The organism is Pseudomonas sp. GW823-FHT02C02, from assembly GCF_058797635.1.
On sequence record NZ_JBXAJV010000007.1, the window covers coordinates 166,139 to 178,250 of the forward strand.

12 protein-coding genes are annotated in these 12,112 nt (G+C 61.4%); 8 read left to right on the top strand and 4 right to left on the bottom strand.

Annotated elements, in window-relative coordinates; all coding sequences use genetic code 11:
* Nucleotides 1-29: 29 nt before the first annotated feature.
* Nucleotides 30-812 carry an aldolase gene (locus AC1ROI_RS14680; protein WP_010462472.1) on the bottom strand — a complete coding sequence of 261 codons (783 nt, stop codon included), beginning with the start codon at nucleotides 810-812 and terminating at the stop codon, nucleotides 30-32.
* 108 nt (nucleotides 813-920) lie between these two features.
* On the opposite strand from AC1ROI_RS14680, the gene AC1ROI_RS14685 reads away from it, so the two are divergent.
* Entirely contained in the window at nucleotides 921-1,463 is a 543-nt protein-coding gene (locus AC1ROI_RS14685; protein WP_102595572.1) for a helix-turn-helix domain-containing protein, read from the top strand.
* A 150-nt stretch (nucleotides 1,464-1,613) separates the two neighbouring features.
* On the opposite strand, the gene AC1ROI_RS14690 is transcribed toward AC1ROI_RS14685, so the two are convergent.
* The gene (locus tag AC1ROI_RS14690; RefSeq protein ID WP_102595571.1) at nucleotides 1,614-2,633 is read right to left on the bottom strand and encodes a DUF4917 family protein; all 1,020 of its coding nucleotides are present in this window, start codon (nucleotides 2,631-2,633) and stop codon (nucleotides 1,614-1,616) included.
* 154 nt (nucleotides 2,634-2,787) lie between these two features.
* Between AC1ROI_RS14690 and yiaY the strand changes: the two genes are divergently transcribed.
* Nucleotides 2,788-3,936 (top strand): L-threonine dehydrogenase, encoded by a 1,149-nt coding sequence (gene yiaY, locus AC1ROI_RS14695; RefSeq protein WP_010462467.1) that lies wholly within the window; start codon nucleotides 2,788-2,790, stop codon nucleotides 3,934-3,936.
* Here yiaY and AC1ROI_RS14700 read toward each other — a convergent pair.
* Complete coding sequence (locus AC1ROI_RS14700; protein ID WP_102595570.1) at nucleotides 3,933-5,099, bottom strand: multidrug effflux MFS transporter; 1,167 nt, start codon at nucleotides 5,097-5,099, stop codon at nucleotides 3,933-3,935. The genes yiaY and AC1ROI_RS14700 overlap by 4 nt on opposite strands.
* A 160-nt stretch (nucleotides 5,100-5,259) precedes the next feature.
* Here AC1ROI_RS14700 and AC1ROI_RS14705 point away from each other — a divergent pair, with 160 nt between their 5' ends.
* From AC1ROI_RS14705 to AC1ROI_RS14720, 4 genes are all read left to right on the top strand, one after another.
* Nucleotides 5,260-6,168, top strand: a complete 909-nt coding sequence (locus tag AC1ROI_RS14705; RefSeq protein ID WP_102595569.1) for a LysR family transcriptional regulator — start codon at nucleotides 5,260-5,262, stop codon at nucleotides 6,166-6,168.
* Between the two features lie 226 nt (nucleotides 6,169-6,394).
* Nucleotides 6,395-7,588: a CaiB/BaiF CoA transferase family protein gene (locus AC1ROI_RS14710; RefSeq protein ID WP_010462460.1), complete on the top strand. Its 1,194-nt coding sequence runs from the start codon at nucleotides 6,395-6,397 to the stop codon at nucleotides 7,586-7,588.
* Entirely contained in the window at nucleotides 7,585-8,511 is a 927-nt protein-coding gene (locus AC1ROI_RS14715) for a hydroxymethylglutaryl-CoA lyase (RefSeq protein WP_102595568.1), read from the top strand. Before AC1ROI_RS14710 ends, AC1ROI_RS14715 begins: the two co-directional genes overlap by 4 nt.
* A 184-nt stretch (nucleotides 8,512-8,695) precedes the next feature.
* Nucleotides 8,696-10,027: an MFS transporter gene (locus tag AC1ROI_RS14720; RefSeq protein WP_010462457.1), complete on the top strand. Its 1,332-nt coding sequence runs from the start codon at nucleotides 8,696-8,698 to the stop codon at nucleotides 10,025-10,027.
* 119 nt (nucleotides 10,028-10,146) lie between these two features.
* Here AC1ROI_RS14720 and AC1ROI_RS14725 read toward each other — a convergent pair whose 3' ends face one another.
* The gene (locus tag AC1ROI_RS14725) at nucleotides 10,147-10,635 is read right to left on the bottom strand and encodes a DMT family transporter (protein WP_102595567.1); all 489 of its coding nucleotides are present in this window, start codon (nucleotides 10,633-10,635) and stop codon (nucleotides 10,147-10,149) included.
* 77 nt (nucleotides 10,636-10,712) lie between these two features.
* On the opposite strand from AC1ROI_RS14725, the gene AC1ROI_RS14730 reads away from it, so the two are divergent.
* Together AC1ROI_RS14730 and fos are read left to right on the top strand one after the other, a co-directional pair.
* Nucleotides 10,713-11,654, top strand: a complete 942-nt coding sequence (locus AC1ROI_RS14730) for a LysR substrate-binding domain-containing protein (protein ID WP_102595566.1) — start codon at nucleotides 10,713-10,715, stop codon at nucleotides 11,652-11,654.
* Nucleotides 11,655-11,664: 10 nt separating this feature from the next.
* On the top strand, nucleotides 11,665-12,102 hold the full coding sequence (fos, locus tag AC1ROI_RS14735; RefSeq protein ID WP_102595565.1) for a fosfomycin resistance glutathione transferase: 438 nt from the start codon (nucleotides 11,665-11,667) through the stop codon (nucleotides 12,100-12,102).
* Nucleotides 12,103-12,112: the final 10 nt, after the last annotated feature.

Consider the following 12,112-nt stretch of genomic DNA (forward strand, 5'->3'; position numbering starts at 1 on the left):
GTCGTGTCTCCTTCAGGAAATGGGTGGGTTCAGTTCAGGCAATCGGCGTGTTGACGCAGGTGCTGCCGGGCGTAGTAGTTGAACGCGGCGCCGTGGCGCTTGGGTTTCGAGATCCAGTCATGGGCTTCGCGGCCCAGGTCCGGCAGGATCGGTTTGATGGTCCCGGCACTCATCGCCAGCAGTTGCAGCTTTGCGGCACGCTCGATCAGCTGAGCAATGACACAGGCTTCTTCGATGGTCGTGCCGGTGGACAACTGGCCGTGGTGCGACAGCAGGATGGCCCGTTTGTCGCCCAGTGCGCCGGCGATCAAATCACCTTCTTCGTTGCCCACCGGTACACCCGGCCAGCCTTCGAGAAACGCGCAATCGTCGTAGAGCGGGCAGAGGTCCATGTGGGAAATCTGCAGCGGCACTTCGAGCATCGACAGCGCCGCGACGTGGGTCGGGTGCGTGTGAATGATGCAGTTCACGTCGGGCCGGGCGCGGTACACCCAACTGTGGAAACGGTTGGCCGGGTTGGGCATGCCGTGGCCTTCGAGCACTTCCAGGTCTTCGTTGACCAGCAGCAGATTGCTCGCGGTGATCTCGTCGAAACCCAGGCCCAGTTGTTGAGTGTAATAGGTGCCAGGCTGAGGGCCACGGGCGGTGATTTGCCCGGCCAGGCCGGAGTCGTGACCATTTTCAAATAGAATCCGGCAGGTCAGGGCCAGCTTTTGCCGGTCGGTCCACGTATTATCCGCCAGGGTGTTTTGCATCTGGGTCAACGCTTGCTTGACCAATTGCTCTTTGGGTAATGCTAAGGTCTTGGCCATCTCGGTGTCCTTGGGTGGTTCATGCAAATGACACAGCAAAGGCTATATGACACTTTGTGTCATAGGCAAGGGCAAATCGTCGCCTCCTTGATGGATTAATCGTTCTTCATGTCTATCCGTTTGAAATTACTTAGAAAAAAACTTGGCGTGACGCTGGAGGCCCTGGCCGAAAAATCCGGCATGACCAAGAGCTATCTGTCGAAAGTCGAGCGCGGGCTGAATACGCCGTCGATCGCGGCTGCCCTGAAACTGGCCAAGGCGCTGAACGTGAAGGTCGAGGAGTTGTTCTCCGAAGACAACATCAGCCTCGACAGCTACAGCCTGGTGCGCAGCGACGAGCGCCAGTCCCTGGCGGCCAACGATGAAAGCCCCGGCTACGCGGTGCTGGCCCACCAGGTCAGCGAGCGCAGCCTGCTGCCGTTCATGATTTATCCCCCGACAGAATTCGCGGATAAAACCTTCAAGGAACACGTGGGGGAAGAGTTTCTGTTCGTCCACGAAGGGCAGGTGGAAGTGGACTTCATGAACGAGCGCGTGCTGCTCAATCGCGGGGATGCGCTGCACTTCAATGCGCAGAAACCGCACCGGATTCGCTCAGTGGGGGAGGTTCAGGCGCAGTTGCTGGTGGTGGTGCATAGCGCTGAGGAATGAAGTTGCGGTGCTGTTGTGGCGAGGGAGCTTGCTCCCGCTCGGCTGCGAAGCAGTCGTAAAACCTGACAATGCGTTTTCTCTGAAAGAATGCAGGGGCCGCTTCGCAGCCCAGCGGGAGCAAGCTCCCTTGCCACAGGTTCGGTGTTCGCTTCAGACCTCGACGGGAACTGTGAGCTTCGTGCTGCCGAGCGCATGGGTCTTCGAATCAAAAAACCGCAGTTCTGACCCCGTTCCCTCAAACACCTTCGTGTAATGCCGCTTCTGATGCAGGATAAACGCCTTGCTGCGCGGGTAAATCGAGATTGCCACTACCTTGGGTTTCGCCTGGCGCAACGCATGGATGATGTGGCTGTCCTGCTCGCCCAAGGCATGCCCGAACAGGCATAACCCCTCACCATGGCTCAGCAACTGGTCATAGCAAAACGACAGATAATCCGAGCTGCGAATGGTCTTGAGCTTGTCCTGCGCCGGCCCTTCGTTGACGAACAGCGGCACATCGTCCAGAGTCTTGATGGTGTTGTTGATGGCGAAACTGCCCAGCAATGTGCCCTCCGTCGACATCAGCTTGCGCGCCGTGCCGTCCTGATTGCGCACCAGGTGCAGGCCACCGTGCAGGTACAACAAACGGGTTTTATCGGTCGCTGTGGCGCTCAAATCAAAACCCGGTTCGGCGCCCTGGAACAGATCGGTGATGGCATCCGGCTGATGCTGGATCGCCCAGTAGTTGAGCAAGTCGTAATTGGTGGTGAACACGGTCCGATAGCGGCCCAGTTCCTGACTGATGGCGGCCAGGGTAGACGGCACCACCAGTCGCCACGGGATGTGCACCGCGTGGACCGTGTTGATCAGCGCTTCCTTGATCGCGTAGTAACGATTACGCGGCGCAGCGGAGCTGACGGCCAGGGCCTTGTTGACCCGGCTGGTGATTTTCAGCGCACTCAGCACCTGTTCGAAACTGCGGGTCTGCATGGCGTCGAACACGCTCAGCTCGGACTGGCTCAGGGGTTTTTCTTCGACGGTGCGGGCATTTTCGAACAACGAGTCGTAGCCGAAGTCGTCCCACACCGCACGGCTGGCGCCGTTGCCGACCAGCAAACCGCTGAACGAGGCGGTGGCGCGCAAGGCGTTCCAGTCTTCAAGTTGGGCATCAACATCCTGGAAATCGGTCATTGCGGTCAAAGTCTCAAAGCAAAAGGTCTGATGGGCGGCGACTTTATCACGACCGGGACTTGAGCCAGATCAAGTTACTGCCTGCCCGAAGCGTCGATCCTGTGCGCACCCGCCGGATCGGCACTACCGATCGGTTTAGCCAGGAGAATCGCTCATGAGCAGCACGTTTTTCATTCCCGCCGTTAACATCATGGGCAATGACTGCCTGGACGAAGCCATGGTTGCCATTGGCAAATACGGCTTTCGCAAGGCGCTGATCGTCACCGACGCCGGGCTGGCCAAGGCCGGTGTGGCGAAGATGATTGCTGAAAAACTGGCAATGCAGGACATCGACTCGGTGATTTTCGACGGCGCCAAACCGAATCCGAGCATGGCCAACGTCGAGCGCGGCCTGGGCCTGCTCAAGGAAAGTCGTTGTGATTTTGTGGTGTCGCTCGGCGGTGGTTCGCCCCATGACTGCGCCAAGGGCATCGCGTTGTGTGCGACCAACGGCGGGGAGATCCGCGACTACGAAGGCGTCGACCGATCGACCCAACCGCAATTGCCGCTGATCGCGATCAATACCACCGCCGGCACGGCCAGCGAAATGACCCGTTTTTGCATCATCACCGACGAATCGCGCCATGTGAAAATGGCCATCGTCGACCGCAACGTCACGCCGTTGCTGTCGGTCAACGACCCGGCGCTGATGGTCGCCATGCCCAAGGGATTGACCGCCGCCACCGGCATGGACGCGCTGACTCATGCCATCGAAGCCTACGTGTCCACCGCCGCCAATCCGATTACCGATGCCTGCGCACTGAAAGCCATCACCTTGATCAGCAGCAACCTGCGTCTGGCCGTGCGCAATGGCAGCGACATGGCGGCACGGGAAAACATGGCTTACGCACAGTTTCTCGCCGGCATGGCGTTCAACAACGCCTCCCTGGGATTTGTCCACGCCATGGCTCACCAGTTGGGCGGGTTCTATGACTTGCCGCATGGCGTATGCAACGCGGTGCTGCTGCCCCACGTGCAGAGTTTCAATGCGCTGGTCTGCGCCCCGCGCCTGACCGATGTGGCCCACGCGATGGGCGCCGATATCCGTGGCTTAAGCCCGGAAGAGGGTGCTCAAGCGGCCATCACGGCGATCCGCAGCCTGTCCAGCGACATCGAGATTCCCGCCGGTTTGCGTGAACTCGGCGCCAAGCTCAACGACATCCCGACGCTCGCGACCAACGCGCTGAAAGACGCGTGCGGCCTGACTAATCCACGGGCGGCGGATCAGCGCCAGATCGAGGAGATTTTCCGCAGCGCGTTCTAGTCGGTTTGCCGGCCGGGCGCGAGCCTCACGCACACCATCGCGCCCAAGGCCAGCAAGGTGCAAAACAGGGACAGTGGCCATGCTTGCTGGCTCGCGATCAGACTGGCAATCGCGCCGATGATGGCGGCCATCAGCTGGTGGATGAAACCACTCAACGCCATCGCATAAGCCCCGCCGACCGGCGAGCCGTCGTTGGCCAGGGACAGGCTGATCGGGTAGTTCAAAGACTGCCCAAACACGGCAAAGCAGTATGGCAACCAGAGCAGCAGCGCAACGGAAGTGCCCGCGATGCTCCCCAGCAACATCACCGCGCTACCGCCCAATACCAGGCCCACGCCCGCCGTCATCAGCCAGCGTTGACCGGTGCGAAGCACGAAGGCATTGACCCCCAACGCCCCCAGGAAATACGCCGCGCTGATCGGCCAGCCCAACAGCCCGTATTCCACGGCCGACCAGTTGAAGGGGCCTTGCAGAATCAGCGGCGCTGCGGTGTTGAACGCAATGATCACCCCATAACCGAGGCCGCCGGCGAGTGCCGGCAGCAGGAAGGCGCGATCACGCAAAATGCGCCAGTAACTCGGCCAGGCGGACGACTGGACAGGCTCCTCGTTCAGCAGCGGGAACGTGACCCGCGCCACCGCCATCGCCATCAACAGACTCGCGCCACCCAACAGATAGAAAATCGCCGGCCAGCCCAGCACCACCTGAATGATCGACCCCAGGTACTGGCCGATCCCCAGCGCCACTACAAACGAAATCGAGATCCAGGACAGCGCCTTGGCCAGCAGGTCACCGCGGAAACTGTCGCGGATCAATACCCGCGCCATGACCGAAATCCCGCTGGCACCCATCCCCTGGACCAGACGCCAGAACAGGAACGTTTCAAGCGACTGGCTCAAGGGCAGGGCAAGGTTACCCAGCCCGTAGATACCGAGTGCGGCGAGCAACACCGGCTTTCGGCCAATGCGCTGCCCCAGACTGCCCCAGAACAACATCGGCAGCGCCATGCCGATCAGGTACACGGCCAACCCCCAGGACACCTGCGAGGCGTCGGCTGACAGACCCCGGGCAATGTCCGGCAACGCCGGCAGGTAAATGCTCATGCCCAGTTGGGCGAGAAACACCGTGCTGCAGGTGACGAGGAGGGTGGTGCTGCTCTTCATGGGGGTCTTCCTTGGGTTTCAGAAACCGACGTCCCCGACGTGGGTGCGTAAAGCTACATCAAGTGGCGCGACTTTTTCAGCAGGGCGATGCCATGTGATGGTGTGGGCCAAAACCGGGCTATCCTGCCGACTCAGCCGAACTGAAGTCATCGAGCCCTCCATGCTGCAAAAAAGCCTGATCCGCCGCCTCGACCTGATCACCCTCCAGCTGTTTGTCGCCGTCCACGAAGAAGGCACCCTGACCCGTGCCGCGAGCCGCGAAGCCATCGCAGTGTCGGCCGCCAGCAAACGGCTGATGGAGTTGGAGGAAGCGCTGGGCATCAGTCTGTTTGTGCGCCAGGCCAAAGGCATGACCCTGACGCCGGCCGGTGAAACCCTGCTGCACCATGCCCGGCAGATGTTGTTCAACGTCGAAAAAATGGGCCTCGAACTGGGCGAGCACAGCCACGGGGTGCGCGGTTATGTGCGGATGCTCGCCAATTTGTCGGCGATCATTCAGTTTTTGCCCGAAGACCTGCGGGACTTTTCCGAGCGTCATCCCCAGGTCAAGACCGACCTCGAAGAACGTCCCAGCAGCGGGGTGATTCAGGGCGTGCTCGATGGCGTGGCCGACCTTGGAATCTGCTCCAGCGACAGCGACGTCAAAGGCCTGCACAGCGTGCTGTATCGAAAGGACAAACTGGTGGTGTTGATGCTGCCCGATCATCCGTTGGCGAGTCGTTCCAGCCTGGCTTTCGCCGATACGCTGGACAGCGATTACGTCGGTCTGCATGCCGCCAGTTCGATCAACATGCGCACCCACGCAGCTGCGCGCAAGGCCGGCAAGGTGCTGCGGTTGCGGATTCATGTACCGGGGTTCGATGCGATGTGCCGGATGGTTCAGGCCAACATGGGCATTGGGATCCTGCCGCAGAAGGCTTATGAATTGTTTGGCCGGGCGTTGGGATTGCATGCGGTGCCGTTGACGGATGACTGGTCGGATCGGGCGCTTATTTTGGTGGTGCGTGATGAAGCGGCGCTGTCGCCGGTGAGTCGGATATTGTTCGAGCAGTTGCGTGGGCAAGTCTGACGGTTCTCGATTGGCTAGGCCGGCCTCCTCGCGGGCAAGCCTCCTACAGGGATCACGCACAACCTGTAGGAGCGAGGCTTGCCCGCGAAGACTGACCTGAGGTCGCGGCAATCTCCTGGGCGTTCGCGTTTCGCGAACGAACGTTGCCAACTGACGGTTGGATTCATCGCCCCCCGGTCCTCTAGCCTTGGCTCATATTCCAAGAACAACATAGAGGTACCCCGCGATGACTGCCCCCTTGAGTGCAATCAAAGTGATCGAGATCGGCACGCTGATCGCCGCGCCGTTCGCCGCGCGCATGCTCGCCGAGTTCGGCGCCGAAGTGATCAAGATCGAAGCCATGGGCCAGGGCGACCCACTGCGCAAGTGGCGCAAGCTGCACGAAGGCACCTCGCTGTGGTGGTACCTGCAATCGCGCAACAAGAAGTCCCTGGCGCTCAATCTGAAATCCGCCGAAGGCATCGAGCTGGTCAAGCAGCTGGCGACCAGCGCCGACGTGCTGATCGAAAACCTGCGCCCCGGCGCCCTGGAAAAACTCGGCCTGGGCTGGGACGTGCTGCACGCCCTCAACCCCAACCTGACCCTGGTGCGCATTTCCGGTTACGGCCAGACCGGCCCCTACCGCGATCGTCCGGGTTTCGGCGCCATCGGCGAGGCCATGGGCGGGATCCGCTACACCACCGGCACCCCCGGTTCACCCCCGGCCCGAGTCGGCGTCAGCCTCGGCGATTCCCTGGCATCGTTGCACGCGGTGATCGGTGCCTTGATGTCGTTACTGCGGGTCAAGACCGGGCAGGGTGGTGGTCAAGTGGTCGATGTATCCCTGGCCGAAAGCGTGTTCAACGTCATGGAAAGCCTGGTGCCGGAATACGACATGCTCGGCCATGTGCGTGAGCGCAGCGGCGGCGCCTTGCCGGGCATCGCGCCGTCCAACACGTACCTGACGGCCGACGGCGCCTACGTGGTGATTGCCGGCAACAGTGACCCGATCTACAAGCGTTTGATGGAAGTGGTCGGTCGTCGCGACTTGGCCGACGCGCCTGAGTTTGCTCATAACGACGGTCGTGCATTGAAAAGTAACGTGCTTGATGCGGCAATCACTCACTGGACCAGCAGCCTGCCGATCGATGAAGTGTTGTCGGCGCTGGAAGCCGCCGAAGTCCCGGCCGGGCGCATCTATTCCGTCGCCGACATCGTCGTCGATCCGCACTATCAGGCGCGGGACATGCTGCTCAACGCCGACTTGCCTGGCGGTGCCACGGTGAAGATGCCCGGCATCGTGCCGAAAATGTCTGAAACCCCCGGCGGAGTGAACTGGTCCGGGCCGAGTCTGGGCCAGCACACCGACGGTATTCTCGCGGGACTGGGCCTGACGGCGCTGGACATCGAACGGCTGAAAGCCGAAGGGGTGGTGCAATGATCACTGATTTTTCCCAGACCCTGATCGTTCAGGAAGTCTCCCCCCGCGACGGCTTGCAGATCGAGCCGACCTGGGTCGAAACCGTCGACAAGATTGCCCTGATCGATCAGCTCTCGTTGGCCGGTTTCAGCCGCATCGAGGCTGGCTCGTTCGTGTCGCCCAAGGCCATTGCGGCGCTGCGCGATGGCGAGTTGGTGTTCAAGGGCATCACCCGGCAACCGGGGGTGATCTACGTTGCGTTGATCCCCAACCTCAAGGGCGCGCAGCGGGCGCTGGCTTGTAGCGCTGATGAACTGAACCTGGTGATGTCCGCCAGCCAGACCCACAACCTGGCCAACATGCGCATGCGTTGCGAAGCCTCGTTGGCGGCGTTCGGCGAGATTGTGCAATTCGTCGGTGGTGCGCAGGTGCGGCTCAACGGCAGCATCGCCACCACCTTCGGCTGCCCGTTCGAAGGCAAGATCGATGAGGATCGCGTGCTGCAAATCGTCGAGGCTTATCAGGAACTCGGCATCCAGGGCATCACCCTGGCCGACACCACCGGCATGGCCAATCCACGACAGGTTGATCGGTTGGTGCGGCGGGTTCTGCAGCGGGTTTCGCCGGCGGATCTGACCCTGCATTTCCACAACACCCGCGGCCTCGGTTTGTGCAACGTGCTGGCCGCTTACGAGGCTGGCGCCCGACGCTTCGACGCGGCCCTTGGCGGGCTCGGTGGCTGCCCGTTCGCGCCGGGAGCCTCGGGCAATATCTGCACCGAAGACCTGGTCAACCTGTGCGATGAAATCGGCATTCACACCGGCATCGACCTACCGCTGTTACTGAAGTTGTCCCGAGGATTGCCGGTGCTGCTGGGCCACGAAGTGCCCGGTCAACTGGTCAAAGCGGGGCGTAATTGCGATTTGCACCCAATGCCTTCCTGACCCAACACAAAACCCTGTGGGAGTGAGCCTGCTCGCGATAGCGGTGGGTCAGTTCATGCGATGTCGGGTGACACCGTCATCGCGAGCAGGCTCGCTCCCACAGTAAAAGCATTCACACAGATCCTCCCAACCAGACAACAAAAACAATCGGACACCCATGGGAAGTCCGCCTGGAGAAAGCACCATGAGCCTCAATGTACTGGAGGCGGGCGCGAGCCCGTCCGTTAATCACGACGAAGAAAAAGCCCTGGTCAGCAAGGTCGCCTGGCGCCTGATGCCGCTGATCATGGTCTGCTACCTGTTCGCCTTTTTCGACCGCATCAACATCAGCTTTGCCAAGTTCCAGCTGCAGACCGACCTGAGCCTGAGCGACACCGCCTACGGCCTCGGTGCCGGGCTGTTCGTGGTCGGTTACGTGATCTTCGAAGTGCCGAGCAACATGATGCTGTACAAGGTCGGCGCGCGGCGGTGGATCGCCCGGATCATGATGTCCTGGGGCCTCGCCACCGCCGCCATGGTCTTCGTCAACAGCGAATGGCAGTTCTATGCGCTGCGCTTCGTGATCGGCGCGATGGAAGCCGGATTTGCGCCGGGCGTGCTGTATTACCTGACGCTGTGGTTCCCGCAGCACTATCGCGGGCGCATCACCTCGATGCTGTTCCTGTCGTCGGCGTTTGCCGGTCTGGTCGGTGCTCCGTTCTCCGGGCTGGTGCTGCAACACCTCGACGGCTTCCTCGATATGCGCGGCTGGCACTGGCTGTTCCTGCTGGGCGGCGTGCCCTGCATCGGCCTCGGCTTGCTGGTGCTGACCCTGCTCAAGGACCGCATCGAAGACGCCCATTGGCTGACTCCGGCGGAGAAAACCCTGCTGGCCAGCCGCATTGCGCACCATGAACCGCACAAGAGTGGCGGCTCGCTGCTCGCCGCGCTGCGGATCCCGGGGTTCCTGACACTGGGGCTGATCTACTTCCTGATTCAGGTGGCGTCCTACGGTTTGAATTTCTGGGCCCCGCAACTGATCCGCAGCGCCGGCACCGAGAGCCCGGTGATGATTGGCTTGCTGACTGCCATCCCGTACATCTGCGGCGCCATCAGCATGGTGGTGATCGGGCGGTTGTCCGACTCGACCGGTGAGCGGCGCAAGTTTGTCGCTGGACTGGTTGCAATGGGGGCGGTTGGGTTCATCTGTGCGGGGATTTTCGCCAACCACACAACCTTCCTGATCGTCGCGCTGGGCTTGCTCGGTGCCGGGATCATCGCCTCCATCCCCAGCTTCTGGACCTTGCCGCCAAAACTGCTGGCTGGTGCCGGTGCAGGGGCGGCTGGCGGGATCGCGGTGATCAATACCCTCGGCCAGTTCGGCGGCATCGTCAGCCCGGTCATGGTCGGTCGGATAAAGGATCTGACCGGCAGCACCACCCCGGCGCTGTACGTCATTGCTGTCTGCGCGCTGATCGCCGTTGCCCTGCTGTTGTGGGGGTTGCCGCAGAAGCTGCGCACGCTCGACAAGTTCTGAATCTGCGGTGCTGTTCAGGCCGCCATCGCGAGCAGGCTCGCTCCCACATTGATCTGTGCCACGCCGCCAATCAACTGTGGGAGCGAGCCTGCTCGCGATGGCGGCCTGACAGTCAACACTCAACCCGCAGTTACCAAACCTTTTGCCGGCGAAGCACTGAACTGGATCAACGCTACCCCCGCCATCAACAAAACGGCCCCCAACACCCGCGGCAACGTCATCTGCCGTTCCACCAACCCAAACCACCCGAAGTGATCCAGCACCAGCGAAGCCACCACCTGTCCCGCCAGCGCCAACGCAATAAACCCCGACGCCCCCAGCTTGGGCAGCAGCATCAGCGCCAACGAAATAAAACACACCCCAAACGCACCCCCCGCCCACATCCACAACGGCGCCTTGCTGATGAACGCCAGTGACGGCAACGGCAAGCGCATTGCCAACATGATCGGCAACAACACGACGATACTCACCAGCAACGACGCAAGCGTCGCCCACAACGGATGGCCCAACCCACGCGTGAGGTTGGCGTTGATCGCGCTCTGAAACGGCACCACCGCCCCGGCAACCACGGCCAGCAGCAACAGCCCGGCCCAATGCAATGTACTCATGATCATTCTCCAACAGGTTTTGCTGGACTCTAGAGTATTCGTCGCGCAGATTTAAATTCCAAATTGCTATCCAGAACATGCACGAGATGAATGATCTTCGGCGTATCGACCTCAACTTGCTGGTGATCCTCGACGCCTTGCTCAGCGAGCAGCACGTCACGCGCGCGGCGCAGCGCTTACACCTGAGTCAGCCGGCGGTCAGTCATGCCCTGGCGCGGTTACGCGACTTGCTGGGAGACCCTTTGCTGGTGCGCGCGGGTGCCATGCTCGTACCCACGCCGCGAGCCATGGAATTGATCGCACCCTTGGCCGAAGCACTCGCTCAGGTGCAATCCCTGCTGGCCCCGAACGCTTTCGACCCGGCCACGGCCAAGCGCACGTTTCGTCTGGCAATGTCCGACTATGGCGCCGCCATCGTCCTGCCAGGGCTGATTCGCACCTTGCGCCGGGAAGCGCCGGGCATCGACCTGCAAATCAGTCACGCCAGCCGCGAAGGCATGCTCGACGCAGTACTTAATGGCGACATCGACCTGGCAGCAGGTGTCTTCCCTGAACTGCCAAACGAGCTGCGCAGCACGCCACTCTTCGAAGAGCACTACGCCTGCCTGGTCGACCGCAACAGCCTGCCTGCCAATGGCGTACTCGACCTGCCGACCTACCTCGCACGGCCACACGTCCTGCTGGAAATGCGCGGCAGCGGCACGCCTGAAATCGAGCGGGCGCTGACGGCGTTACGTGAACGCCGTCGCGTCGCGATCAGCCTGCCGCACTGGAGCGTCGCCCCGGAATTCATCAGTGGCACGGACCTGATCCTTACCGTGGCTTCACGTGGGCTGCGCGAGATCGATGAGCGCTCGCTGGTCGTAGTTGCGCCGCCGTTTCATATTCCGTCGTTTACGTTTGTGTTGGTCTGGCACACACGGCGGGGCGGGGATCAGGCGTTGAACTGGTTGAATGGGCGGATTGGGGAGGGGATAGTGCATAGCGACCTGACTACCGGCCCATCAAATAACCGTTGAGGTAAACAAATTGCTCTCCGGCCTCAACCACCTGACCCTCGCCGTCACCGACCTGAACCGCAGCGTGGCGTTCTATCAAGACCTGCTGCAACTGCGCCTCGAAGCCACTTGGGACACCGGGGCCTATCTGTCACTGCCGGGTTTGTGGCTGTGCCTGTCCGTTGATCCGCTGCGCAACTCGGGACCCGCCGCCGATTACACCCATTACGCCTTCACCATCAGCGCAATCGATTTCCCCGTGTTCGTCGAACGCCTGCGATCCGCCAGCGTACAAGAATGGCGCGACAACCGCAGCGAAGGCGCGTCGTTCTATTTCCTCGACCCGGACGGCCACAAGCTCGAAGCCCACGTTGGCGATCTGGCGTCTCGGCTGGCAGCCTGTCGAGAGCGCCCGTATGCGGGAATGAAGTTCTTCGACGATCAGTCAGTCGATATACCCGGGACCTGATATAGACTTG